This window comes from Labrys wisconsinensis (assembly GCF_030814995.1).
GTDB lineage: Bacteria > Pseudomonadota > Alphaproteobacteria > Rhizobiales > Labraceae > Labrys > Labrys wisconsinensis.
Window position 1 is genome coordinate 19,539 of sequence record NZ_JAUSVX010000030.1, and the last position, 22,170, is coordinate 41,708.

Below are 22,170 nucleotides of genomic sequence, written 5' to 3' on the forward strand. Positions count from 1 at the left end.
CCTCGGCCCCGTCCGCGTCTCACCGTCGTCTCCCCGATGACATCCGCCACCGATCCGCTTAGACCTCAGCCATGTCCGATTTTGCCCAGCGCCTTGCCGCCGTCGCCCGCGATACCGAGGCGGCTCTCGAAACCATCCTGCAGGCGGCGACCGATCCGGCCCCGCCCCAGCGCCTGATCGGCGCCATGCGCTATGCGGTGCTGGGGGGCGGCAAGCGGCTCAGGCCGTTCCTGACGGTGGAGACGGCGCGGTTCACCGGCGGCGATGCCGAGGCGGCGCTGCGGGCGGGCGCGGCGATCGAGCTCGTGCACGTCTACAGCCTGGTGCACGACGACCTGCCGGCCATGGACGACGACGAGCTGCGCCGCGGCAAGCCGACGGTGCACCGCGCCTATGACGAGGCGACCGCCATCCTGGTCGGCGACGCGCTGCAGACCCTCGCCTTCGAGACGCTGGGCGATCCCGCCACCCATGCCGACGCCGGCATCCGCGCCGCGCTGGTGCTCGCGCTGGCGCGCGCCGCCGGGGCGGCCGGCATGGCCGGCGGCCAGATGCTCGACCTCGAGGCCGAAGGGCGCTTCGGCGACGGCCTGCCGCTGGAGCTCTCGGCGGGGGCGATCCGCCAGCTCCAGGCGATGAAGACCGGCGCGATCCTGGCCTGCGCCGTCGAGATGGGCGCCATCATCGGCGGCGCCGACGCCGCCAGCCGCGCGGCGCTGCACGCCTATGGCCGGGCGCTGGGCGCCGCCTTCCAGGTGGCGGACGACATCCTCGACGTCGAATCCTCGGCCGACGCCCTGGGCAAGGCCACCGGCAAGGACGCCGCGCGCGGCAAGGGCACGCTGGTCTCCGTGCTCGGCCTGGAGGCGGCCCGGGCAGAGCGCGACGCCCTGGCCGACGAGGCGGTGGCGGCGCTCGCCGCCTTCGGCCCGGAGGCCGACGGCCTGCGCGAGGCGGCGCGCTTCGCGGCTGGGCGCAGAAGCTGAGGGCGTTGCCGCCTTTCATGCGCGCCCGGCCGACGCTGTTCGGCACGCTGGCGCTCGGGCTCGTCGTGCTGTTCGTGCTGCCGTCGAGCCTGCCGCCGGCAACGCGCTGCCTGATCGCCTGGTGCGTGGCGACGGCCCTGTTCGTGGTGGCGGTGTCCTGGCGCATGACCGGGCTCAGCCGTACCGAGCTGGAGCGCAACGCTGCCGATTTCGACAGCGGCGCCGTCGTCATCCTCGTCTTGGCGGGTCTGGCCGCCGCGGCGAGCTTCGTGGCCGTGGTCGTGGAGCTCGCCGGCATGCAGTCCGTGCCGCCCGCCGTGCGCGGCCTGCATCTGGGGCTGACGCTGGCCACGGTGGTGTGCTCGTGGTTTTTCGTGCAGGCGATGTTCGCGATCCACTACACCCACGCCTACTATGCCCCCGGGCACAAGGCGAAGCCTTCGCTCGACTTCGGCGGCCCGGGCGACCCCGACTACTGGGATTTCGTCTACTTCACCGTGAGCATCGGCGCGACGTCGCAGACCTCGGACACCGCGGTGCGCAGCCGGCTGATGCGCCGCATCGTCACGGCGCACGCCATCTTCGCCTTCTTCTTCAACACCACCGTGCTGGCGCTGGCGGTGAACATCGCCGCGGGGCTGCTGGGGACGTAGGGGGCAGCAAGAATTAGATGCGGATGCGCGTAAAAGACCCCTCTCCCAACAGGGAGAGGGGTTCGCGCTCTGCTTTGATTCACGTAGCGCGGCATCACGCCACGGCGGTGGCCACGTTGCGCTCGACGCGCATGCCCTTGCGCTCCTCGGAGGGCGTGCGGTCGAAATGCTCGCTGTAGCACTTGGAGAAATGCGAGGCCGAGACGAAGCCGCAGGCCAGGCCCACCGAGAGGATCGGCATCGAGGTCTGGCGCAACAATTGCCGGGCCCGGTTGAGACGCATCTCCAAGTAGTAGCGCGTCGGCGTCGTGTCGAGATAGCGCTGGAACAGGCGCTCGAGCTGGCGCGGCGACAGGCGCACGGTGCGGGCGAGCTGGGCACAGGAGACCGGGCGCTCCAGGCGCTTGTCCATCTCGCCGATCACCGCCAGGAGCTTGGGATGCGACACGCCGAGCCGGGCGCGCAGCTCCATGCGCTGGCGCTCGTGGCTGTCGCGCATGCGGTGGTGGATCAGCTCGTCCGTGACCAGGGCGGCGATGACGGCGCCCTTCTTGGCGGTGATCAGCGCCAGCATCATGTCGATGGAGGCGGTGCCGCCGGCGCAGGTGAAGCGGTTGCGGTCGATCTCGAACAGCTCCTGCGTCGCCTCGATCTCGGGAAACTCCTCGCGGAAGCTGTCGTAGTTCTCCCAGTGGATGGCGCAGCGATGGCCGTTGAGCAGGCCCGCCTTGGCCAGGATGTGGGTGCCGGTGCACACCGCCCCGATGGAGACGCCGTAGAAGGCGAGCTTGCGCAGCTTGGCGATCAGCGGCCCGTGGTCGTATTTCTGCACGTCCAGCCCGGAGCAGACGATGATCTCCGGCATCGGGCCGACATCGGCATAGGCGCCGTTCACCGACACGGCGACCCCGTTCGATGCCTCGATCGGCTGGCCGTCCGGCGAATAGAGCCGCCAGGCGAAGGTGCGCCCGCCGGTGACGTAATTGGTGAGGCGCAGCACCTCGACGGCCGAGGTGAAGGCGATCATGGAGAAATTGGGTGTCAGCAGAAAGCCAACCGTATGGGTCGTGCCCACATCCGGCCTGATGTTCATCGGTTCCCCTCGATGACGATTTCAGAACACTCGCCGCCGACGGCGATTGGCCTGAGCGCGACATTCGCGTCGTTCTGCTGCATCCAATCCGACGAAGGCAGGCTATGGTCCGACATTGTGCGGAATGATCTGGCGTAAATGCGACATATTCTGCTCCAGTATGTCGCATTCCAGCAGAAATGTGCAGATCGGAGGCATTTCAGAGCGGGGCGACTTATCTCAAAGCGACAGCGTCGCTGCGTCGGACCCGTCATCCGGCACGGGCGGAGCCCGGCGCGTCATCCCGCCAGGGCCTGCACGCCGGTCGCCGCCGCAGCCGGCTTCGGCGCGGCCCGGGCCACCAGCGCGCCCTGCAAGTAGTCGCAACCCCAGGCGGCGAGCTGCGCCGCCGCGGCTTCGTCCGGCACCCAGGGAGCGAGCGTGGTCAGGCCGAGCTGGCGGGCGAGGTCGATCAGGGTGCGCACGAGGAAGCGGCCGTCCGGCGAATGCGCCATGGCCGCGACGAAGGCGCCGTCGAGCCGGACCATGTCGACGGGCAGATCGCGCAGGGTGCGCAGCGGCAGGCCGCCCGAGCCGAACCCGTCGATCGCCACCGCGACGCCCTGGTCCCTCAGGCTGCCCAGCAGCCGCCCGGCCGCGGCCGGGTCGGCGGCGATCGTGGCCTCGCCGATGCCCAGGATCAGCCGATGGGCCAGGCGGCGATGGCGCAGCACCACGGCCTGGGCGGCCAACCAATCGGGGTCGGGGATCGTCGCGAGCCGCACGGCCAGCCTGTCATGGCTGCTCAACGCTTCCGCGGCGAGCTCCAGCCGCCGGTGGTCGAGCAGGGGCGCGAGACCCTCGGCCGCGTCCGCCGGCGTCAGGGCGGGGACCGGAGCGATGGTGCCGTCCGGCAGGCGCTGCACGAGCCGGCCGTCGTGGAAGGCAGGGCGCAGCGTCGCCGCATCCAGCACCGGCTCGAAGGCGAGAGCGAGGCGGCGGTCGTTCAGGGCGGCGACGATGTCGTCGGGCCGGCCGGCGCCGCGCCGTCCGCCGGGCGCCGCATTCGGGCTGAACGCCAGGAAGCCGGCCCGGGTCGACCGGCAGTCGTGCAGCGCCGCTTCCGCCCGGTCCATCGCCTGCGCGGCGGTGCGGGCGTGGCGCGGCGCCAGCACGCCGCCGATGGCGATCCGCACCGGCATCAGGCCGGCCCGGGTGACGACGACCGCCCCGGCGACGGCCTCGAGGAAGCGCTGTGCGGCCGCCGGCATCTCGACCCCTTCGCAGGTGCCCAGCACGATGCCGAGCCTGGCGTCCGAGAGTCGGCCCAGCACGTCGGCGCCGCGCATCCGGGCGCGGATGCGCCCCGCAACCACGGCGATCGCCTCTTCGCCGGCCGCCAGGCCATGCATGCCGTCCCCGGCGAGCTCGATCCCGGCGAGCAGGAAGGCGCAGCCTCGGCGGTGGCGCGTCGCGCCCTCGATCGCCGTGTGCAGGGCCTGCAGCAGCTCGGCCCGGTCCCAGGCACGCGCCGCCGCATCGGGCCGGGGCCTGGTGCCGGGCTCCTCGCCATGGCGGCGATCGATCAGGCGCATCGTGCCATGGGCCCGGTCGGGGTGGCCGTCCGGTCCGGCGAACCAGCGGCCGATCTCCTCGATCCAGGCCTGGCCCGCACCGGCCCGCCGGGGCGCGTGCAGGGCGTACTGCATCCGATAGGGCACGCCTTGAGCTGCGTCCGGCCGGTCGGCTCCGGCGAGCGCCTGGACGCGGCGGCCCGCCGCGTCGCGATCGATCAGCGCCGCGAACCCCTCGCCGCTCGTCGGCGGCGGGCCGGCGGCGAGCCGGAAAACCGCGTCGGCATTGGGGCTCCAGGCCAGGCGATCGCTGCGCAGGCACCAGTCATAGACGACGCAGGCGATCGAGGTGAGCGCGACATGCGGGGCGATCAGCCCTTCGCCGGTTGCCGGCCGGGGAGCTGGAACGGTGGGAAAGACGGCCTGCGGACAATCGGACATCGCGAACCCCGACTCCGAACGGCGGCCGCGGCCGGCCCGCTGCCGCCGCGTGGCGAAACCATCCCGCCGCTGCGGCCGAACGGCCGGCAGGGTGGCTCCCGCATATGGAGAATCAACGCTTATCGCCGGCAAACCCTGAAATTCGACTTAACGGCCGGCGCGCGGACCGCCGCGCCCAGGGCGTGGCCGCGTCCATGGCCGGTCCAGTCCTTGCCAAGTCCTGAACAGCAGGCCTCGACCTGTCCCGTTCTGGCACGAAACCGTTCATGATCGCATCCGTCGGACCCGCCGCACCCCGCACGCGCCGCGCGCTCGTCCCGCTGCCGTCCGCGGCCGGGACGGCGCAGCAGCGCGTCGAGCCGGCCGCGCCGCTGCAGGCGCCGCGGCTCGAGCGCCGCGCCGACTTTCTCGCCCAGCTCATCGCCGCCCGTGACGGCATGGCGCAACTGCGCGCCCGGCGACGGGCCGATCCGGCCGAGGCGGTGCGCGCCTACGAGACGGCGGCGCGCCTCGGCGAGGCGGTCGCGCCGGTGGAGCGCGCGCGCGCCTGAGCCGTCAGACGCTTCCCGCCGCCATGGCGCGGATGGCGACGCGCAGCAGCCGCGCCAGCCGCTGCTCGAGCTCGCCGCGCTCGGTGTCCTTGTCCGCCGCAATGGCGACCGGGTCGATGAAGCGGTGCAGCGCATCGTTCAGGAACGCGATCAGCCGTTCGTTCGACCGGGCGCGGAACAGCTCGGTGGAGCGGCCTTCTTCCACCACCCGCTCGATCAGCGCGCGCAGGCGCCGCTTGTGCTTGCGCACCACCGCCCGTCGTCCGGCCAGCGCCGCGAGCCACAGGGCGTAGAGCGCGGGCTCGGCTTCGAGGCGCTGGCGGTAGAGCCGGGCGATCAGCAGCATCATGCGCTCGAGCTTGTCGTCGGCGGGATCGGGGGCGTCGGCCACGGTGGCGACCTGGGTCTCGACCGCCTTCAGCCATTGCCCGGTGACGGCATCGATCAGCGCATCCTTGGAGGCATAATAGCGATAGACCGCGGCGTGGCTGACCCCGGCCTCGCGCGCCACCGAGACGATGGTGGTGCGCTCCATGCCGTGGCGGCGGACATGGTCGGTCGCGATCTCGAGCAGCCGGTCGCCCGTCGATTCCTGCGTCCGCGCCGCCGGCTTCATGTCTCGACGATGCCCGGCTTCGGCGCGCCGGCATTGTGCGGCCGGGCGAGATAGTCCTCGGACCGCATCTCGACCAGGCGCGAGGCGGTGCGCTGGAACTCGAAGGCTTCGCGGCCTTCGCCGGCCGGATAGAGCCCGTCCGGCTCCGCCGCGGCCGAGACCACCAGCTTGGCCCCGGCATCGTAGAGGCTGTCGATCAGGGTGATGAAGCGCTTGGCGGCGTTGCGCTCGCCCTCGCCCAGCACCGGCACGGCGTCGAGCACCAGCGTATGGAACGCCTGCGCGATGGCGAGGGTGTCGGCCGGGCCGAGCGGCTCACGGCACAGCGCGTCGAAGGAGGCACGCGCCACGCCCTTCTCCGCCTCGGGGATGACGAGCTCCCGTCCCTTGACGATGAGGATTCGCGGCTTGCCGCGCGCCACGCCGGTGAGGCGCTGGAAGGCGGCGTCGAGCGCGGCCTTCGCCGGCGCGCCGGTCGCCACCACATAGGTCGCCCCGCCCGCCAGCTTCTCGCGCCGGTAGTCGGTGCGCGCCTCCAGCTTGACGATCTCCATGTGGCGCTTGAGGAGATCGATGAAGGGCACGAACAGCGCGCGGTTGAGGCCGCCCTCGTAGAGCCGGTCCGGCTCGACGTTCGAGGTCGCCACGACGACCACGCCGTCCTCGAACAGGCGGGTGAACAGCCGGCCGAGCAGCATGGCGTCGGCGATGTCGGTGACGCTGAACTCGTCGAAGCACAGGAGGCCCGCTTCCGCCGCCAGCGCCGCGGCCACCGGCGGGATCGGGTCGTCGCCCCTGGCCTGCCCGGCCTTCACGGCATTGCGGTGGCGGAAGATCCGCTCGTGCACGTCGTTCATGAAGGCGTTGAAATGCACGCGCCGCCTGGGCAGCGCCGGCGGCAGGTGCTCGTAGAACAGGTCCATCAGCATGGTCTTGCCGCGGCCGACGCTGCCCCAGATGTAGAGGCCCTTGGGCGCCTCCTTCGGCGGGGCGCGGCCGAACAGCCGGGCCAGGGCGCCGCCCTTGCGGGCGGAGGCCCGCTCGTTCAGGCGGCCGACGAGCGCGTCGAGCCGCTCGACCACCGCCTGCTGTGCCGGATCGGCCTCGATCTCCCCCGATGCGACGAGGGCTGCATAGGCTGTGCGCAACGCTCAGGCCTTTGCCTTGAGGACGCTCGGCATCAGCTCATAGGGAGGGCGCCAGCCTGGCAGGGCGGCGATGCGCTGCGCCCAGGCGCCGATCCGCGGATAGGCGCTGCGGTCCAGGCCCGTCTCCTCCTCGTAGTAGACATAGCCGGCCAGCGAGAGGTCGGCGATGGTCGGCCGGCCGGCGACGAGGAAGTCGCGCCCGTCGAGATGCTTCTCGACGATGGCGAAGGCCCCCTTCACCCGGCCGCGCAGCCATTCCGTCACCGGCGTCTCGCCGGTCTTCTGCAGGCCGACGAGGAAGCGCAGCGTGGCGAGATAGCTGGTGAACTTGTGGTTGTCGAACAGGATCCAGCGCCAGATCTCCTGCCGCTCCTCCTCGCTGCGCGGCTCGAAGCGGCCGACCCGGGCGGCGAGATAGTCGAGGATCACCCCGGACTGGCTCAGCATCATGTCGCCGTGCACCAGCACCGGCGCCTCGCCCATCTCGTTCACCGTGCTGCGAAACGCCTCGCCGCGCGTCTCGCCGGCGAAGAAGTCGACCGGGATGCATTCCCAGTCGCAGCCGGAGAGGGTGAGCATCAGCGCCGCCTTGTAGCTGTTGCCCGATTCGCCGAAGCCGTAGAGCTTGTACTCCGCCATGGATGAGGTCCGTGGTTGCGGTTGCGCCGGCCTGCGTGGGACAGGCGCGCCACGGAACCGGATTTGCGCCGGGGTTGCAACAGCCGCATGCGGGCGCTCGATCCGGGGTGCTCGATCCGATTGACACGGGCCTGCCTCGCCGGTAGAACCCCGCGACTTCGCAACATGTGAGCGTCGCAGGATGTCGTGCGCTCCGATCCGAGGCACGACCGCCATGAAGATTCGCAATTCGCTCAAGTCGCTCCGCCTGCGCCACCGCGACAACCAGCTGGTCCGCCGGCGCGGCCGCGTCTACATCATCAACAAGACCCAGAAGCGCTACAAGGCCCGCCAGGGCTGATCGCCGGCATCGCGCCGGCCGCGCTCCGAATTCGCCATGCCCGGTCACGCCATCGTGAGGTGACCGGGCTGTTTGCGTTGCAGCATCGGGACTTGATCGAACGGTCCGCCGGGCCCATCATCTCATGATGCTGAGACCCATGCTTGCCCTGCTCGTCGGGCTGGCCGTCATCGCGCCGGCCTTGGCCGAGGTGAAGCCCAGCGCCAAGGTGCTGGACGAGCTCTACGACCGCCTGGCCAAGGCCAAGACGGATGCGGAGGCGCAGGGCATTTCCGGCGCCATCCAGCGAGTGCAGATCCGCTCCGGCAGCGACACGGCCGACCTCCTGATGAGCCGGGCCATGACCGCCTTCCAGGCCGGCAACGACGATCTCGCCATCGATCTGCTCAGCGCCGTCATCCGGCTGTCGCCGGATTTCACCGAGGCCTGGAACCGGCGCGCCACCGTCTATTATCGCAAGAACGACTATGCCCGGGCGATGGCGGACATCGCCGAGACGCTGAAGCGTGATCCGCGCCATGTCGGGGCCTGGGCCGGCCTCGGCATGATCCTGCGCGAGACCGGCGACAAGAAGCGCGCCTATGCCGCCTTCCAGAAGGCGCTGGCGGTCAACCCGCACCTCACCGAGGTGCGCAAGGCGGTCGACGACCTGCGCCCCGAGGTCGAGGGCCGCGACATCTGACATCGGATGCCCGGGCGGATTGACCGCGGCGCCGGCTGCGGCGATGCCCAGGCAGCGTCTCGTCGCTTCGGCCACGATTGATTTTGCATCGGAAATACAAAATCAATGCTGCTCAGATTCGTAAGTGTGAGCAGGTTCGGGAGAACCTGCTCAGGCCTGTCCGCCAGCGTTCCCGCCCGATGATCCCCGCCCTTGTCGTGATCGCCGTCCTCGTCCTCGTCCATCTCGCGGCGGCGGTGGTGGCGACGCGGGTGATCGCCGCCCGGATCGAGGAGCAGAACCCGCCCGGCGGCGTGTTCGTGCCGGTGACGGGCGGACACCTGCACCTCTACGATCTTGCGCCGGCGGCGCCGGCCGGCCCGGCCATCCTGCTGATCCACGGCGCGACCTCCAATGCCCGCGACATGGTCGTCGCGCTCGGCGAGGAGCTCGCCCGGCGGCACCGCGTCATCGCGGTCGACCGGCCGGGACATGGCTGGAGCAGCCGCCCTCGCGGCCGTGCCGACGCGTCGCCGGCGCGCCAGGCGGCGCTGATCGCCGAGGCGCTGCGGCGGCTGGGGGTCGGCAAGGTCGTGGTCGTCGGCCATTCCCTGGCCGGGGCGGTCGCCGCCGCCTTCGCCCTCGACCATGCCGAGGCGACGGCCGGCCTGGTGCTGCTCGCGCCGGTGACGCATCCATGGCCGGGCGGCGTCACCTGGTACTACGACATCGCCGCCAGGCCTGTGCTGGGCCGGCTCTTCGTCGGCACCGTGATGGCGCCGCTCGGCGCCTGGCAGCTCGAGGCCAGCGCAAAGGCCTCCTTCGCGCCGCTGGCCGGACCGGCCGACTATGCCCGCCGGACGGCGGCGGGCCTTGTGCTGCGGCCGGCCGAGTTCCGCTGGAACGCGCAGGACGTCGCCGACCTCCTGCCCTTCGTGCGCAAGCAGGCCGCGCGCTACGGCGCCATCGGCGCGCCGACCGCGATCCTGGCCAGCGACGACGACACGGTGGTGTCCACCGCCATCCATGCCACGGCGATCGCCCGGCAGATCGCCGGCGCGCGCCTCGTCCTGCTGCAGGGCATGGGCCACCAGATCCACTACAATGCCCGCGAGGCGGTGCTGGCCGAGATCGAACGCGTCGCGGCCGACGCGACGACGGCCGCCTGAGCGGGCTCGTCAGCCTGCCGAGCCCTGCGCGGCCCGGCGGGCGCGGACGGCGTCGCCGGCGGTGCGCTCGAGCCCGAGGAGGTCGAGGCAGCCGGCGAGGGCGATCATCCCCGTCATGAGGAAGGCGAGATGGAAGCTGCCGAGCGGGACCGCGGGGGCGCCCGGCACGAACCATCCGGCCGCCCGCAGCGCCACGGCGCCGGCGGCGATGCCCATGCCCATCGCCATCTGCTGCGCCATGTTGAACAGCGTGTTGGCGCCGCTCATCCAGGCCTCCGGCACGTCGGCGAAGGCGAGCGTGTTGAGGGCCGTGAACTGCATGGAGCGCGTCAGGCCGCTGACGAAGAGCAGGGCCGCGACCACGGCCACCGGCGTCGCCGGCGTCAGCAGGGCGCAGGCGAAGATCGCCGCGGCGTTGAGGAGCCCGTTCCAGAGCAGGATCGCCCGGAAGCTGAACCGGTGCAGCACCGCGGTGGTCAGCGGCTTCATGGCGAGGTTGCCGGCGAAGACGGCGAGCACCAGCAGCCCCGACCGGAACGCGTCGAGGCCGAAGCCGAGCTGGAACATCAGCGGCAGCAGGAAGGGGATGGCGGCGATGGCGATGCGGAACAGCGAGCCGCCCCAGATCGTCACGGCATAGCTGCGCAGGGAGAGCGCCCTCAGATCGACCAGCGGGTGCGGGCGCCGCCGCGCATGCAAGGTCGCCGCCGCGCCGGTGCCCACGCCGACCAGCAGGCAGAGGCCCGCCAGCGGCCAGCCCGTGCTCCGGCCGACGAGGTCGAGCCCGGCCATCACGGCCGAGCAGGCCAGGCCCGTCAGGATGAAGCCGAGCGGATCGAACGGCACGGGCCGCCCTCGCTCCGTGTCGGGAATCAGGCGCAGGGCGAGCACGAAGGCGATGAGCCCGAGCGGCAGGTTGAGGAAGAAGATCCAGTGCCAGGAGGCGTAGGTGGTGATGAAGCCGCCCAGCGGCGGACCGACCACGGGCGCCGCCAGGCCCGGCCAGGTGATGGTGGCGATCGCCCGCACCAGCTCGTGCTTGCCGGTCGAGCGCAGCACCGCGAGCCGTCCGACCGGCACCATCAGCGCTCCGCCGGCGCCCTGCAGGATCCGCGCGAGCGTGAAGGTGGTGAGGTCGCCGCTGAGGCCGCAGAGCATCGAGGCGACGGTGAACACCACGACCGCGCCGGCGAACACCCGGCGGGCGCCGAACCGGTCCGCCGCCCAGCCGCTCGCCGGGATCAGCACGGCGAGCGTCAGGACATAGGCGGAAATGCCGATGTTGAGGTCGATGGGATGGACGCCGAAGGATCGGGCCATCTCCGGCAGCGCCGTCACGATGACGGTGCCGTCGAGGTTCTCCATGAAGAAGGCGCCGGCGACCAGGAGGGCGACGGCGGTGCTGCGCGAGGCCGGCGCGGTCATGCCCCGATCCCTCGATCGATCATGGAGGGCCGGGCCGGGAGCGACGCCACGCTGGTCATGAGCAGGTCCACACGAACGGTCGGACGGCTGGCGATCCAACGGTCCACGGCGATGGGAAGGGGCGAGCGAGGGAGATCCGGCCTGCCGGATGCGCGACCCCGCCGGAAATCCTACGGCCCGGGCTCGGGCGAGGCAATCCGGCGCTCCGCGCTGGATCGACACGATGGCGTGTCCGGATGATGTCTCAGAGAACCACGGCACGCTCGATCCGCGCTGCCGCGATCGGCGGGGCCGATCCCCGGACGTCATCGCTCACAGCACGCCGGCCCAGTGCAGCGCGGCCACCAGGGCCAGCAGGCACCAGACGGCCGGCTCCAGGCAGAACATCCAGTCCCGAAACCGAATCCTGCGCTTCATTGGCGGGCCTCCCGATGGGATCGCCAAAGTAGCGACGGGCACGCGGGTCGCCGTGATCCGCCGCACATCGCCGCCCCGCGAGCGGATCGGGCTCGCGGCAGCAGGCCCGGGTCGTCTTCGCGGCACTTTGCCGCAGCATTCGGGACGGGCCGATGTGCCGCCACGCACTTCGCTGCGGCGCCCGATGGCCGATTCCTATCGCAAGTTCACTCCCTTTGCCCCCCGCTTCGGAGCCCCCATGAAACCGCCCCTTGCCGCCGCGACCTCGCGCTCGCGGATCCTCTCGGCGATCGTCGCCGGCCTGTCTCTGGCTGCGTGCTCCGGCTTTGCGCAGGCCCAGCAATCCGATTTCAATGGTGTCTGGAGCGACGGCATAGCGCCGATCGAGATCCATCAGAGCGGCGAGTCCGTCGAGTTCCGATACATCACCAACGAGTTCGATCATCACTTCGTCGGCCATCTGGTGGCGCCCGGCGAGATCGAAGGCGAATATGCGCCCCGGCGCAATCGGAACACCGGCTGCGAGACGACCCTGGCGGTCCGGATCCACCGCGTGGCCGGCGAGGCTTTCAAGCTCGACTGGCGCGCCCTGGACTCGAACTGCGACCTGGCCGCCGGCCAGACCGGTGAAGACGCCTTGTACTACCGGCAGAATTGAGCCGGAGAGCGGCCGCCTCCGTCGCTCGATGCCGTGAACGATTCTTGCGCTGGGAATTTCGGGTATGGAGATCATCATGGGGATACGTCTGCGGGCAATCCTGGCTCTGATCCTGATTTTCAGCCCATGCGCGGCGTTCGCCGACAAGAGAGTCGCGCTCCTGATCGGCAATTCCTCCTACAGCGCGGTTGCAAAGCTGGTGAATCCGCCGAACGACGTTGCCGCCATGAAGCAGGCCTTCGAGGCGGCCGGCTTCGACAAGGTGACGCCGGCCGTCGACCTCGGCCACGATGACTTCATCAAGGCCTTGCGCAGCTTCGAGGACGACGCCCAGGATTCGGATGTCGCGGTCGTCTATTATTCCGGCCACGGCCTGGAGATGAACGGCGAGAACTACCTCATCCCGGTCGATGCCCAGCTGCACGCCGATCGCGATGTCGAGGACGAGGCCATTTCGCTGGAGCGTGTCCTCCACGCCGTGTCCGGCGCGCGCCGGCTGAAGCTGGTGATCCTGGACGCGTGCCGCAACAATCCCTTCTCGGCTTCGATGAAGCGATCGGCGGGCACTCGCTCGCTGGACCGGGGACTGGGGCGCGTGGAGCCGGAGGGCAGCGACACACTGGTCGCCTTTGCCGCCAAGGCCGGCACCGTGGCGCTGGACGGCGACGGCCAGAACAGCCCGTTCGCGGTCGGGCTGGCCAAGCATCTGTTCGAGCCGGGTGTCGACATCCGTCTGGCGCTCGGCCGGGTTCGCGACGAGGTCCTGGGGGCCACCCGACGGCAGCAGGAGCCGTTCACCTATGGCTCGCTCGGCGGTGACGCAGTCGCGCTGTCGAAGGTCGATCCCGGCCCCGAGGCGCCCAAGCCTGCCGCGGATGTCCCTACGCCGCCGGTGGCCGAGCGGCGCGATGCCTGCGCCGACGCGGCCACGCATTGGCAGCAGGCGCAGAAGTTCGATCGGATCGATCTCTACCAGCGCCACCTCGCCCTGTTCGGGCAATGTGCCTTCGCCGATTTCGCCAAGGCGAGGATCGAGGAATTGCAGCGCGCCGCCGCTGCGCCACCACCGCCGCCGGATGCGGCAAGGCTCGCTCTGGCCACGGCCGATTTCACCGGCACGTGGAGCAACGGCACGGCCCCGATCCGGATCAAGCAGAACGGAGACAGCATCTCGTTTCGATACCTGGCGGGTCAGTTCGATCACAGGTTCGTCGGGCGGATCGTCGCGCCCGGCGAGGTCGAGGGGCAGTATTCGCCGCGCCTGAACCGCGCGACGGGCTGCAGGACGAGCCTCGAAGTCCATCTCAAGATGGATAGCCCGAGGACGTTCACGCTGACATGGCGTGCCCTGGATTCGAACTGCGACCTCAAGGCCGGGCAGACCGGCCAGGATCCCGGCTTCACGAAGTTCGATTGATCGCCTCGGCCCGTCCGGGTCGGCTACACCCCCTCGATGTCGTCCGATCCGACGAAGGCGATGCGCACCATGTTGGTGGCGCCCGGCGTGCCGAAGGGGACGCCGGCGATGATCAGCACGCGCTGGCCCGGCTTGGCGAAGCCGTCCTTGTAGGCGTGGCGGCAGGCGCGCTCGACCATGTCGTTGATGTCGCGGGCATCGGCGGTGAGGATGGCGTGCACGCCCCAGACCAGCGCGAGCCGGCGGCCGGTGGAGATGTTGGGCGACAGCGCCAGCAGCGGCATCTCGGCGCGCTCGCGCGCCACGCGCAGGCCGGTGGAGCCGGAGGCGGTCCAGGCGATCAGGGCGGCGAGGTCGAGCGTCTCGGCCACGGTGCGGGCCGCGGCGGCGATGGCGTCCGCGCCGGTCTGCTCCGGCTCGTTGCGCTGGGCGTTGATGATGGTGCGGTGGAGGATGTCGCGCTCCACCTCCTCGGCGATGCGGTTCATGGTCGCGACCGCCTCGACCGGATATTTGCCGGCGGCGCTTTCGGCCGAGAGCATCACGGCGTCGGCGCCCTCGAACACGGCGGTCGCCACGTCCGAGACCTCGGCGCGGGTCGGCACCGGGGTGGTGATCATCGATTCCAGCATCTGCGTGGCGACGACCACCGGCTTGCCGAGCTTGCGGGCGGCGCGCACGATGCGCTTCTGCAGGCCGGGCACCTTCTCCAGCGGCATCTCCACGCCGAGGTCGCCGCGGGCCACCATCAGCGCGTCGGACGCTTCCAGGATCTCGTCCAGGCGCGCCACGGCCTGCGGCTTCTCGATCTTGGACATGATCAGGGCGCGGCCGCGGGCGATCTTGCGCACCTCCGCCACGTCCTCCGGCCGCTGCACGAAGGAGACCGCAACCCAGTCGACGCCGGTGTTGACCGCGGCTTCGAGGTCGGACCGGTCCTTCTCGGTCATCGCCGAGACCGGGATCTCGGTGTCGGGCAGCGACACGCCCTTGCGGTTCGACATGCGGCCGCCGACGACCACCTCGGTCGTGGCATGGCTGGAGGAGCAGTCCAGGGCCTTCAGCCGCACCTTGCCGTCGTCGAGCAGCAGGGTGTGGCCGGGCTCGATCGCCGCCAGGATCTCCGGATGCGGCAGGTAGACCCGCGTCGTGTCGCCGGGCCGCTGGTCGTTGTCGAGGGTGAACCGGGCGCCGTTCTCCAATTCGACCGCGCCCCCCTCGAACTCGCCGATGCGCAGCTTCGGCCCCTGCAGGTCGGCGAGGATGCCGATCGGCCGGCCGTACTGGTCCTCCACCTCGCGGATGGTGGCGATCAGCTCGCGCATCCGGTCATGCGAGGTGTGGCTCATGTTGATGCGGAACACGTCGGCGCCGGCCGCAAACAGCTTGCCAATCATCTCCTTGGAGGAGGAGGCCGGGCCGAGGGTGGCGAGAATCTTGACCTTTCGCTGACGGCGCATGCGGAATTTCTCTATCTCTACGGGCGGTGTCTGGGGATCAGCGGCATTGTGCGCCGCAGCAGCGAACGAAACAACCTCAGCGCCATATGACGGCAGGTGCGTAACAAATGGGCAACACCGGCGTCAATGCGACGCCGCCCGTTCCCGGCCGGACCTTAGCGGCGGTCAGGGTGGCGGGGAAGCGCCCGGTGTCGCGGGCGCGGGCGGCTGCGCCCCGGGCGATCCCGCCGGCGAGGGCGGCACGTCGGCCGGGGCGCTCGACTTGGGCTTGGCGCCGGCCTGGGCCTGCTCGGAGAGCTGCACGGTCCAGCTCTTCTGCTCGGCGGAATCGATCTCGAAGAAGCCGGTGCGGTCATAGCCGCGCGCCAGGCAGTTCTCGAAGCCGCGGATGGTGAATTCCTTCTCGCGCGTGCACATGAAGGACTTGCCGCTCCACTCGCCGCCCTGGTCGTAGTCCACGGCGTAGAGATAATAATAGCGGGCGGTGAGCTGGCCCTTGAGGATGGTCTCGCAGCTGCGCGCCGAGACGTTCCACCAGCCTTCCGTCAGCCAGCCCTCCTTGTCGCGATAGCCGATGGCCACGCCGACGCGGCTGCCGGTGTTGTTGCACAGGCGGAAATCGGCCAGCGCCGGGGTCACGCCGCCGAAGGAGGCGAGCGTCAGGACCGTGCCGCCGAGGAGCAGGAAACGAAGCATCACGGCGCGACGTTGAGCGAAGGTTCGGCCATGTGTCAACAGGAACACGAACGCCGATGCCGCCATGCTTCAGGCCGCGGTTCCGTCGACCAGGATCACCCTGAGATCGTTGACGTTGGTGAAGGTCGGGCCGGGCGCGACGAGGTCGCCGAGCGCCTCGAAGAACCCGGTGGAATCATTGTCGGCCAGGCTCCCGGCGGGATCGAGTCCGCGGGCGCCGGCGCGGGCGAGCGTGGTCTCGTCGACGACGGCGCCGGCCGGGTCGGTCGCCGCGCCGGCGCCGCCGTCGGTGCCGTCGGTGTCGGCGGCGAGGGCGCTGACGCCGGCAAGGCCGCCGAGCTCGACCGCGAGGGCGAGGGCGAACTCCTGGTTCGGCCCGCCCCGCCCCTGGCCGCGGATGGTCACCGTCAGCTCGCCGCCGGAGAGGATGGCGGTGCGCCCGCCGCGCGCCAGCGCCTCGCGGGCGAGCCGGGCCTGCGCCGCCGCGACCTCGCGCGCCTCGCCCTCCAGGTCGGCGCCGAGCACCAGCGGCACATAGCCCTGCGCGGCCGCCGCGGTGGCGGCCGCCGCGAGCATCTCGGCCGGCGTCATCACGATGCGGAACGCGCTGCGGGCGAACACCGGATCGCCGGGCTTGGGCGTCTCGTTCGCCGGGTCCTCGAACAGGGCCCGCGCCGCGCCGAGCGGGGTGGCGTAGCGCTCGGCGATGGCGAGGGCCTCGGCATTGCTCACCGGGTCGGCCACCGTCGGCCCCGAGCCGATCACGGCGGGGTCGTCGCCCGGCACGTCGGAGATGGCCAGCGTCAGGAGCCGCGCCGGATGCGCGGCCCGCGCCAGCCGGCCGCCCTTGATGCGCGACAGGCGCTTGCGGATGGCGTTGATCTCGTCGATCGCCGCGCCCGAGCGCAGGAGATGACGGGTGATGGCGCGCTTTTCCTCCAGGGTCAGCGCTCCCGCCGGCGCCACCCAGTTGGCCGAGGCGCCGCCGGAGAGCAGCACCAGCACCAGGTCGTCCGGGCCGGCCGCGGCCGCCAGGTCCAGCGCCTGCCCGGCGCCGGCGACGCTGCCGGCGTCCGGCACGGGATGGCCGGCCTCGATCATCGGCAGGCGCTCCAGCGGACGGCCATAGCCGTGGCGGGCGACGGCGAGGCCGGCGATGCGGGCGGGATCGACGCCCCGTTCGCGGTAATGCGCCTCGGCGACCTCGGCCATGCTGCCGCCGGCCTTGCCGGCCGCCAGCACGATCAGCCGTCCGTTCGGCGGCGCCTCCGGCAGGTGCGGCGGCAGGCAGCCGGCGGGGTGGGCGGCGGCGACGGCCGCGCCGAAGATCGCCTCGAGCGCCGCGCGCCTTGCCTGAATACCGGTCTCGCTCACGTCACTGCCTCCCCAAGCTTGCGGCGGGATTGCCGCGCCGCCCCTATTTCGGCCGGGCGATCCAGATGCCGGCCAGGATGATCAGGCCGCCGGCGGCCTGCAGCGGCGTCACCGCCTCGGCCAGCACCAGCCAGCCCAGCCCGGCCGCCGCCAGCCCCTCCAGGAAGATCACCAGGGAGGAGAACATCGCCGGCAGCGAGCCGAGCGCCACGGTGAGCAGCCCCTGGCCGCCGACATGGCTGACCCAGGCGAGCGCGATCAGCACCGCCCAGCCCTGCAGGCTCGCCGGAAGCAGGGGCTGGCCGAGAGCCAGCGCGGCGCCGATGGCGACCGCCGCGAGGACGGCGGCCATGACGAGGCTCATGTGGAAGGTCGCGCGGGCCGCCCGATGGCGCTTGCGGGCCTGCTCGACCGCCAGGAAATAGGCGCCGAAGAACATTCCCGTCCCCGCCGCCAGCCCGTCGCCCACGAGATGCTCCGGCGCGAAGGCGAAGGACTGCCAGACCAGCGCCAGGCCGCCCAGCAGGCAGAGCGCCAGGCCCGCCAGCGCCGCCGCGTCGACCTGCCGGCGATAGGCGAGCCAGCCGAAGATCACCACCCAGACCGGCGCGGTCGTGGCGAAGAACGTGGCGTTGGCGACGCTCGTGTGCAGGATCGAGAGGTGCCAGAAGAACAGGTCGCCGGCGAAGAACAGGCCGGCCGCGACCACGGGCGCGGAGAATCGCGGGCCGGCATCCGCGGGCCCGCTGGCATGGGCGTCCTCGATGCGCATCCAGGCATAGAGCACCGGCAGGGCGAGGAGGACGCGGAAGAAGGCGCTGGCGAAGGGGCCGACATCGGCGAGGCGCACGAAGATCGGCGAGGCGCCCATGGCGAGGGCGCCGCCGATCAGCGCCGCGAAGGCAGGCCAGGGGGCGCCGCGCGCCGGCGCGCCGTCATCGAGCGCCGTGGCCATGTCTGTCTCGAAGCGCGCGGATCATGTCGGGAAGCGATCGCCGGTGGAAATTCGCGGCTAGCTCTATGGCACGGCGCGCCCGGCGTCACTATGCTCGCGGCTTCGTGTGACATTCCGTCCCCGGTTCATCTCGTGACGTCCAGCTTCGAGCCTGTCGAAACCATCGCGGGCGATGCCGCATCCGGCCTTCTCCTCCTCTGCGACCACGCCTCCAATGCCCTGCCGGCCGAGTATGGCTCGCTCGGCCTGCCGCTGGGCGAGCTCGGGCGCCATATCGGCTATGACATCGGCGCGGCCCGCGTCACCCGGGCGCTCGCCGCCCGGTTCGGCGCGCCGGCGGTGATGACGCGCTATTCCCGCCTGCTGATCGATCCCAACCGCGGCGCCGACGACCCGACGCTGGTCATGCGCCTGTCCGACGGCGCGCTGGTGCCGGGCAATGCCCGGGCCGACGCCGCCGAGATCGCCCGCCGCATCGAGCGCTTCCACCGGCCCTACCATGCGGCGATCGACGCGGCGCTCGACCGCACGCTGGCGCAGGGCATCGTGCCGCTGGTCTTCTCCGTGCACTCCTTCACCCCGGTCTGGCGCGGCGTGCAGCGGCCCTGGCACGTCACCGTCCTGTGGGACAAGGACCCGCGGGTGGCGCAGCCGCTGATCGCGCATTTCCGCCGGGACCCGGCCCTGATCGTCGGCGACAACGAGCCCTATGACGGCTGCCTGGAGGGCGACACGCTGTACCAGCACGCCACCATGCGCGGCCTGCCGCATGCGCTGATCGAGCTGCGCCAGGACCTCGTCGGCAGCGAGGCCGGCGCTCTCGGCTGGGCCGCCCGGGTGGGCGACGCGCTGGTGCCGCTCCTCGCCGATCCCGCGGTGCGCCGCATCGAGCATCACGGCTCGCGCGCCGGCCCCTGAGAGACCGCTCCGAGCGCCCCGCCTCTTGACCCCGCCCGCCCTTATCCGCCACATCCCCGGGGAGCAGCGCTGCGGCCGGGCCGTGGGCCCGTCGGCAGCGTTCTGCCATGACATTGCGATTCCTCGGGATTTTTCAGGTCTGCGCTGGAAGCGGGGCCGGGATCCCGCCCAGCCTGATTCTATGGAGGCTCATTCATGACCGACGCCACGTCCGTCGCCGCCGACCAGCTCAAGTCGATCGTCGAGCGCATCGAGCGCCTCGAGGAGGACAAGAGGGCCATCGCCGACGACATCAAGGAAGTCTATGGCGAGGCGAAGGGCAACGGGTTCGACGTCGCGATCCTGCGCAAGATCATCGCGCTGCGCAAGAAGCCGGCGGACGAGCGAGCGGAGGAAGACGCGATCCTGGAGCTCTATCTCCAGGCGCTCGGCATGCCGGGCTGACGGCGGCTGCCCAGAACCTGGGCGGGCCCTGCCTGGAATTCGCCCAGGCGCGGCTGCCGTTCCGGCTTTTCCCGGCGACGACGCTGTGACAAGAATCGCCGGTTGCCCGGAATCGCGGCGGCGAGGGAGGCTCGGCATGAACGCATATCACAGGATCCTCGGCGGCCTGGCGCTGGCCGCGACGATCGCCGGCATGCCGGCGGCGGCGCTCGCCCATACCGGCGTCGGCGCCGTCCACGGCTTCGCGCCCGGCTTCCTGCACCCGCTGACCGGCATCGACCATATCCTCGCCATGGTGATGGTCGGCGTCTTCGCCTGGCAGCTCGGCGGGCGGGCCCTCTGGCTGGTGCCGGCGGCCTTCGTCACGCTGATGGCGGCGGGCGGGGCGCTGGGCGTCGCCGGCATTCCGGTGCCCTTCGTCGAGGTCGGCATCGCCCTTTCGGTCGTCGTGCTCGGCGCCGTGGTGGCGCTCGGCCTGCGGGCGCCGCTCGCCGTCGCCATGGGCCTCGTCGGCCTGTTCGCCATCTGCCACGGCCATGCCCATGGCGCGGAGATGCCGGAGGACGCCGGCGGCCTCGCCTATGGCGTGGGCTTCATGCTCGGCACCGCGCTGCTGCACATGGCCGGGCTCGGCCTCGGCTTCCTGATCGGCCGCGCGGGGGACCGGCACGGCCCGCTCATCGTCCGCTCGGTCGGCGGCCTGGCGGCACTGGCGGGCGTTGTCCTGCTCGGCGGCGTGGCCTGATCCGCCGCCGCCTGCCGGCGGCAAGGCCGGCGCGGTTGCCAAATCCCGCCATTGCCCGCATATCGCGGTGAACAACAGCGGGATTCCCCCATGGTTCGCATCCGCCCATCCCGGGCCGAGGACTTCGCCGACCTGCTCGATATCTGGCGCAGGTCGGTCCGCGCGACCCATCATTTCCTCGCCGAGAAGGACTTCGTCGAGATCGAGGCGCTCGTCGCCACCAGCTATCTGCCCAGCAACACGGTCTGGGTGGCGGTGAACGAGGCGGGGCGCCCGCTCGGCTTCATGGGGTTGTCGCAGGCGCATATCGACACGCTGTTCGTCGATCCCGACATGCGTGGACAAGGCGTCGGCACCCTGCTGATCGACCATGCGCAGGAACGGGCCGACACGCTCACCGTCGACGTCAACGAGCAGAACGACCAGGCGGTCGGCTTCTACCAGCATCGCGGCTTTTGCCGCATCGGCCGCTCGGACGTCGACGGCGACGGCCGGTCCTATCCGCTCCTGCATCTCAGGCGCGCCGGCTGAGCTGCCGAGACGCCGTCCTTGACTGCGGGCGCCCGGGCTGTATAAGCACAGCCAGCGCGCGGCCTTCGGGCCGCGTGTATTTTTTCATGGGCATGCCGATCGGATGCGGTCGGCGGCCCCCCATCAACCGACTGAAAAAGCCGGCGACATCGACTTCAGGTCGATGACAGCCGGGACCGAACGAGGAGCAATCATGTTCGCAGTCATCAAGACCGGCGGTAAGCAATACCGCGTCAACCCCGACGACGTGGTCTCCGTCGAGAAGCTCGAAGGCGCGATCGGCGACACCGTCGTGTTCCCCGAGATCCTGATGGTCGGCGGCGAAGCCGGCCTGTCGCTCGGCACGCCCACCGTCGCCGGCGCCACGGTCAAGGCCGAGATCGTCGAGCAGACCCGCGACGACAAGGTCATCGCCTTCAAGAAGCGCCGCCGCCAGAACTCCAAGCGCAAGATCGGCCATCGCCAGCACCAGACCGTGGTGCGCATCGCCGAGATCCTGCTGGGCGGCGCCAAGCCGGCCGCCAAGGCGGCGAAGGCCGAGCCCAAGGCTGCGGCACCGGCCGCGGCCGCCGCGGTTGCCGACGTCCCGGCCGCCGGCGGGCTCGACGCCTCCAACCTCTCGCTGATCTCGGGCATCGGCCCGACCATCGAGAAGAAGCTGCGCGCCGCCGGCGTGACCAGCTGGAACGAGATCGCCGCCTGGACCGAGGCCGACATCGCCAAGTGGGACGAGGAGCTGGCGCTCCACGGCCGCGCCGCGCGCGAGGAATGGGTCGAGCAGGCCAAGGAGCTCCTGGCCGGCAAGCCGCCGCGCGCCAAGGTCGACCAGGCCGAGCAGGCGTCCGGCAAGGATCTGTGAGCCGACGGCTCGGGCCGAGGCCCGGGCTTTTTCGATCGACGGGGTCGACAATGCCTGCGCAATCGGGCATTGTCCGGCCAATTCCCATTTTTCTCGCCCCGTCAGCACGGCGGCGTTTCAGGATTCGAGGGCTGTATCATGGCTCATAAAAAAGCGGGCGGTTCGACGCGCAACGGGCGCGACTCCGACGGCCGCCGTCTCGGCGTCAAGAAGTTCGGTTCGGAAGCGGTCATCGCCGGCAACATCATCGTGCGCCAGCGCGGCACCAAGTGGCATCCCGGCGTGAACGTCGGCATGGGCAAGGATCACACCCTCTTCGCCCTTATCGACGGCCGAGTCGCCTTCCGCACGAAAGTCGACGGCCGAACCTACGTCAACGTCGTACCGGCCATTGCGGCCCAAGCAGCAGAATAACCCGGCG

24 protein-coding genes are annotated in these 22,170 nt (G+C 71.1%); 14 read left to right on the forward strand and 10 right to left on the reverse strand.

The genetic code is table 11. The annotated features are described in order from the left end of the window. The first annotated feature begins 71 nt into the window (after nucleotides 1-71). The gene (locus tag QO011_RS40555; protein WP_307285863.1) at nucleotides 72-986 is read left to right on the forward strand and encodes a polyprenyl synthetase family protein; all 915 of its coding nucleotides are present in this window, start codon (nucleotides 72-74) and stop codon (nucleotides 984-986) included. A 5-nt stretch (nucleotides 987-991) separates the two neighbouring features. Next, on the forward strand, nucleotides 992-1,639 hold the full coding sequence (locus QO011_RS40560) for a DUF1345 domain-containing protein (protein WP_307285865.1): 648 nt from the start codon (nucleotides 992-994) through the stop codon (nucleotides 1,637-1,639). Nucleotides 1,640-1,733: 94 nt separating this feature from the next. Here the strand turns inward: QO011_RS40560 and QO011_RS40565 are convergent, their stop codons facing one another. Both QO011_RS40565 and QO011_RS40570 read right to left on the reverse strand, forming a co-directional pair. Next, nucleotides 1,734-2,732, reverse strand: coding sequence for a GlxA family transcriptional regulator (locus tag QO011_RS40565; protein ID WP_307285867.1), 999 nt, complete (start codon nucleotides 2,730-2,732; stop codon nucleotides 1,734-1,736). Between the two features lie 278 nt (nucleotides 2,733-3,010). Next, the gene (locus tag QO011_RS40570) at nucleotides 3,011-4,726 is read right to left on the reverse strand and encodes an EAL domain-containing protein (RefSeq protein ID WP_307285869.1); all 1,716 of its coding nucleotides are present in this window, start codon (nucleotides 4,724-4,726) and stop codon (nucleotides 3,011-3,013) included. 266 nt (nucleotides 4,727-4,992) lie between these two features. Here QO011_RS40570 and QO011_RS40575 point away from each other — a divergent pair, with 266 nt between their 5' ends. After that, nucleotides 4,993-5,277, forward strand: coding sequence for a hypothetical protein (locus QO011_RS40575; protein WP_307285871.1), 285 nt, complete (start codon nucleotides 4,993-4,995; stop codon nucleotides 5,275-5,277). A gap of 4 nt (nucleotides 5,278-5,281) precedes the next feature. On the opposite strand, the gene QO011_RS40580 is transcribed toward QO011_RS40575, so the two are convergent. Genes QO011_RS40580 through QO011_RS40590 form a run of 3 tightly spaced genes read right to left on the reverse strand, consistent with a single transcriptional unit; the run spans nucleotide 5,282 to nucleotide 7,680 of the window. After that, nucleotides 5,282-5,893 carry a TetR/AcrR family transcriptional regulator gene (locus QO011_RS40580; protein WP_307285873.1) on the reverse strand — a complete coding sequence of 204 codons (612 nt, stop codon included), beginning with the start codon at nucleotides 5,891-5,893 and terminating at the stop codon, nucleotides 5,282-5,284. Further along, nucleotides 5,890-7,041 carry a cell division protein ZapE gene (zapE, locus tag QO011_RS40585; RefSeq protein WP_307285875.1) on the reverse strand — a complete coding sequence of 384 codons (1,152 nt, stop codon included), beginning with the start codon at nucleotides 7,039-7,041 and terminating at the stop codon, nucleotides 5,890-5,892. Before zapE ends, QO011_RS40580 begins: the two co-directional genes overlap by 4 nt. Nucleotides 7,042-7,044: 3 nt before the next feature. After that, nucleotides 7,045-7,680, reverse strand: coding sequence for a glutathione S-transferase family protein (locus QO011_RS40590; RefSeq protein WP_307285877.1), 636 nt, complete (start codon nucleotides 7,678-7,680; stop codon nucleotides 7,045-7,047). A gap of 214 nt (nucleotides 7,681-7,894) precedes the next feature. Between QO011_RS40590 and ykgO the strand changes: the two genes are divergently transcribed. From ykgO to QO011_RS40605, 3 genes are all read left to right on the forward strand, one after another. Then, complete coding sequence (ykgO, locus tag QO011_RS40595) at nucleotides 7,895-8,020, forward strand: type B 50S ribosomal protein L36 (RefSeq protein ID WP_307285879.1); 126 nt, start codon at nucleotides 7,895-7,897, stop codon at nucleotides 8,018-8,020. A 139-nt stretch (nucleotides 8,021-8,159) separates the two neighbouring features. After that, nucleotides 8,160-8,702, forward strand: a complete 543-nt coding sequence (locus QO011_RS40600; protein ID WP_307285882.1) for a tetratricopeptide repeat protein — start codon at nucleotides 8,160-8,162, stop codon at nucleotides 8,700-8,702. 179 nt (nucleotides 8,703-8,881) lie between these two features. Beyond that, nucleotides 8,882-9,850 carry an alpha/beta fold hydrolase gene (locus tag QO011_RS40605; RefSeq protein ID WP_307285885.1) on the forward strand — a complete coding sequence of 323 codons (969 nt, stop codon included), beginning with the start codon at nucleotides 8,882-8,884 and terminating at the stop codon, nucleotides 9,848-9,850. A 9-nt stretch (nucleotides 9,851-9,859) separates the two neighbouring features. Here QO011_RS40605 and QO011_RS40610 read toward each other — a convergent pair whose 3' ends face one another. Next, a complete protein-coding gene (locus QO011_RS40610; protein WP_307285887.1) occupies nucleotides 9,860-11,275 on the reverse strand; it encodes an MFS transporter in 1,416 nt (471 codons plus the stop codon). Between the two features lie 601 nt (nucleotides 11,276-11,876). Here QO011_RS40610 and QO011_RS40615 point away from each other — a divergent pair. Both QO011_RS40615 and QO011_RS40620 read left to right on the forward strand, forming a co-directional pair. After that, nucleotides 11,877-12,350, forward strand: a complete 474-nt coding sequence (locus tag QO011_RS40615) for a hypothetical protein (protein ID WP_307285890.1) — start codon at nucleotides 11,877-11,879, stop codon at nucleotides 12,348-12,350. 64 nt (nucleotides 12,351-12,414) lie between these two features. Further along, the gene (locus QO011_RS40620) at nucleotides 12,415-13,767 is read left to right on the forward strand and encodes a caspase family protein (RefSeq protein ID WP_307285893.1); all 1,353 of its coding nucleotides are present in this window, start codon (nucleotides 12,415-12,417) and stop codon (nucleotides 13,765-13,767) included. A gap of 23 nt (nucleotides 13,768-13,790) precedes the next feature. Here the strand turns inward: QO011_RS40620 and pyk are convergent, their stop codons facing one another. The 4 genes from pyk to QO011_RS40640 all read right to left on the reverse strand — a co-directional run bounded on the left by pyk (nucleotide 13,791) and on the right by QO011_RS40640 (nucleotide 18,252). After that, nucleotides 13,791-15,227: a pyruvate kinase gene (pyk, locus tag QO011_RS40625; protein WP_307285895.1), complete on the reverse strand. Its 1,437-nt coding sequence runs from the start codon at nucleotides 15,225-15,227 to the stop codon at nucleotides 13,791-13,793. Between the two features lie 165 nt (nucleotides 15,228-15,392). Further along, nucleotides 15,393-15,923: a DUF1036 domain-containing protein gene (locus QO011_RS40630; protein ID WP_307285899.1), complete on the reverse strand. Its 531-nt coding sequence runs from the start codon at nucleotides 15,921-15,923 to the stop codon at nucleotides 15,393-15,395. Between the two features lie 69 nt (nucleotides 15,924-15,992). Continuing rightward, a complete protein-coding gene (locus QO011_RS40635; protein WP_307285902.1) occupies nucleotides 15,993-17,297 on the reverse strand; it encodes a glycerate kinase type-2 family protein in 1,305 nt (434 codons plus the stop codon). A 43-nt stretch (nucleotides 17,298-17,340) separates the two neighbouring features. Continuing rightward, nucleotides 17,341-18,252: a DMT family transporter gene (locus QO011_RS40640; protein ID WP_307285905.1), complete on the reverse strand. Its 912-nt coding sequence runs from the start codon at nucleotides 18,250-18,252 to the stop codon at nucleotides 17,341-17,343. A gap of 132 nt (nucleotides 18,253-18,384) precedes the next feature. Between QO011_RS40640 and QO011_RS40645 the strand changes: the two genes are divergently transcribed. The 6 genes from QO011_RS40645 (at nucleotide 18,385) to rpmA (ending at nucleotide 22,163) form a co-directional block, all read left to right on the forward strand. Further along, complete coding sequence (locus QO011_RS40645; RefSeq protein WP_307285909.1) at nucleotides 18,385-19,170, forward strand: N-formylglutamate amidohydrolase; 786 nt, start codon at nucleotides 18,385-18,387, stop codon at nucleotides 19,168-19,170. Between the two features lie 195 nt (nucleotides 19,171-19,365). Continuing rightward, nucleotides 19,366-19,614: a DUF2312 domain-containing protein gene (locus tag QO011_RS40650; protein ID WP_307285911.1), complete on the forward strand. Its 249-nt coding sequence runs from the start codon at nucleotides 19,366-19,368 to the stop codon at nucleotides 19,612-19,614. 136 nt (nucleotides 19,615-19,750) lie between these two features. Beyond that, the gene (locus QO011_RS40655) at nucleotides 19,751-20,359 is read left to right on the forward strand and encodes a HupE/UreJ family protein (protein WP_307285914.1); all 609 of its coding nucleotides are present in this window, start codon (nucleotides 19,751-19,753) and stop codon (nucleotides 20,357-20,359) included. Nucleotides 20,360-20,449: 90 nt separating this feature from the next. After that, complete coding sequence (locus QO011_RS40660; protein WP_307285916.1) at nucleotides 20,450-20,890, forward strand: acetyltransferase; 441 nt, start codon at nucleotides 20,450-20,452, stop codon at nucleotides 20,888-20,890. 193 nt (nucleotides 20,891-21,083) lie between these two features. Next, nucleotides 21,084-21,749: a 50S ribosomal protein L21 gene (locus tag QO011_RS40665; protein WP_307285919.1), complete on the forward strand. Its 666-nt coding sequence runs from the start codon at nucleotides 21,084-21,086 to the stop codon at nucleotides 21,747-21,749. Nucleotides 21,750-21,887: 138 nt separating this feature from the next. After that, nucleotides 21,888-22,163 (forward strand): 50S ribosomal protein L27, encoded by a 276-nt coding sequence (gene rpmA / locus QO011_RS40670; RefSeq protein ID WP_307285920.1) that lies wholly within the window; start codon nucleotides 21,888-21,890, stop codon nucleotides 22,161-22,163. Nucleotides 22,164-22,170: the final 7 nt, after the last annotated feature.

What these genes read in the sequence shown, in the direction of transcription:
- QO011_RS40565 (WP_307285867.1), bottom strand. Translation starts at nt 2,732, where the DNA reads ATGAACATCAGGCCGGATGTGGGCACGACCCATACGGTTGGCTTTCTG.
- QO011_RS40600 (WP_307285882.1), top strand. Translation starts at nt 8,160, where the DNA reads ATGCTTGCCCTGCTCGTCGGGCTGGCCGTCATCGCGCCGGCCTTGGCC.
- QO011_RS40570 (WP_307285869.1), bottom strand. Translation starts at nt 4,726, where the DNA reads ATGTCCGATTGTCCGCAGGCCGTCTTTCCCACCGTTCCAGCTCCCCGG.
- QO011_RS40650 (WP_307285911.1), top strand. Translation starts at nt 19,366, where the DNA reads ATGACCGACGCCACGTCCGTCGCCGCCGACCAGCTCAAGTCGATCGTC.
- QO011_RS40615 (WP_307285890.1), top strand. Translation starts at nt 11,877, where the DNA reads ATGGCCGATTCCTATCGCAAGTTCACTCCCTTTGCCCCCCGCTTCGGA.
- QO011_RS40620 (WP_307285893.1), top strand. Translation starts at nt 12,415, where the DNA reads ATGGAGATCATCATGGGGATACGTCTGCGGGCAATCCTGGCTCTGATC.
- QO011_RS40640 (WP_307285905.1), bottom strand. Translation starts at nt 18,252, where the DNA reads ATGGCCACGGCGCTCGATGACGGCGCGCCGGCGCGCGGCGCCCCCTGG.
- QO011_RS40580 (WP_307285873.1), bottom strand. Translation starts at nt 5,893, where the DNA reads ATGAAGCCGGCGGCGCGGACGCAGGAATCGACGGGCGACCGGCTGCTC.
- rpmA (WP_307285920.1), top strand. Translation starts at nt 21,888, where the DNA reads ATGGCTCATAAAAAAGCGGGCGGTTCGACGCGCAACGGGCGCGACTCC.
- pyk (WP_307285895.1), bottom strand. Translation starts at nt 15,227, where the DNA reads ATGCGCCGTCAGCGAAAGGTCAAGATTCTCGCCACCCTCGGCCCGGCC.
- QO011_RS40590 (WP_307285877.1), bottom strand. Translation starts at nt 7,680, where the DNA reads ATGGCGGAGTACAAGCTCTACGGCTTCGGCGAATCGGGCAACAGCTAC.
- QO011_RS40655 (WP_307285914.1), top strand. Translation starts at nt 19,751, where the DNA reads ATGAACGCATATCACAGGATCCTCGGCGGCCTGGCGCTGGCCGCGACG.
- QO011_RS40630 (WP_307285899.1), bottom strand. Translation starts at nt 15,923, where the DNA reads ATGCTTCGTTTCCTGCTCCTCGGCGGCACGGTCCTGACGCTCGCCTCC.
- QO011_RS40610 (WP_307285887.1), bottom strand. Translation starts at nt 11,275, where the DNA reads ATGACCGCGCCGGCCTCGCGCAGCACCGCCGTCGCCCTCCTGGTCGCC.
- QO011_RS40605 (WP_307285885.1), top strand. Translation starts at nt 8,882, where the DNA reads ATGATCCCCGCCCTTGTCGTGATCGCCGTCCTCGTCCTCGTCCATCTC.
- QO011_RS40555 (WP_307285863.1), top strand. Translation starts at nt 72, where the DNA reads ATGTCCGATTTTGCCCAGCGCCTTGCCGCCGTCGCCCGCGATACCGAG.
- ykgO (WP_307285879.1), top strand. Translation starts at nt 7,895, where the DNA reads ATGAAGATTCGCAATTCGCTCAAGTCGCTCCGCCTGCGCCACCGCGAC.
- QO011_RS40660 (WP_307285916.1), top strand. Translation starts at nt 20,450, where the DNA reads ATGGTTCGCATCCGCCCATCCCGGGCCGAGGACTTCGCCGACCTGCTC.
- QO011_RS40575 (WP_307285871.1), top strand. Translation starts at nt 4,993, where the DNA reads ATGATCGCATCCGTCGGACCCGCCGCACCCCGCACGCGCCGCGCGCTC.
- QO011_RS40665 (WP_307285919.1), top strand. Translation starts at nt 21,084, where the DNA reads ATGTTCGCAGTCATCAAGACCGGCGGTAAGCAATACCGCGTCAACCCC.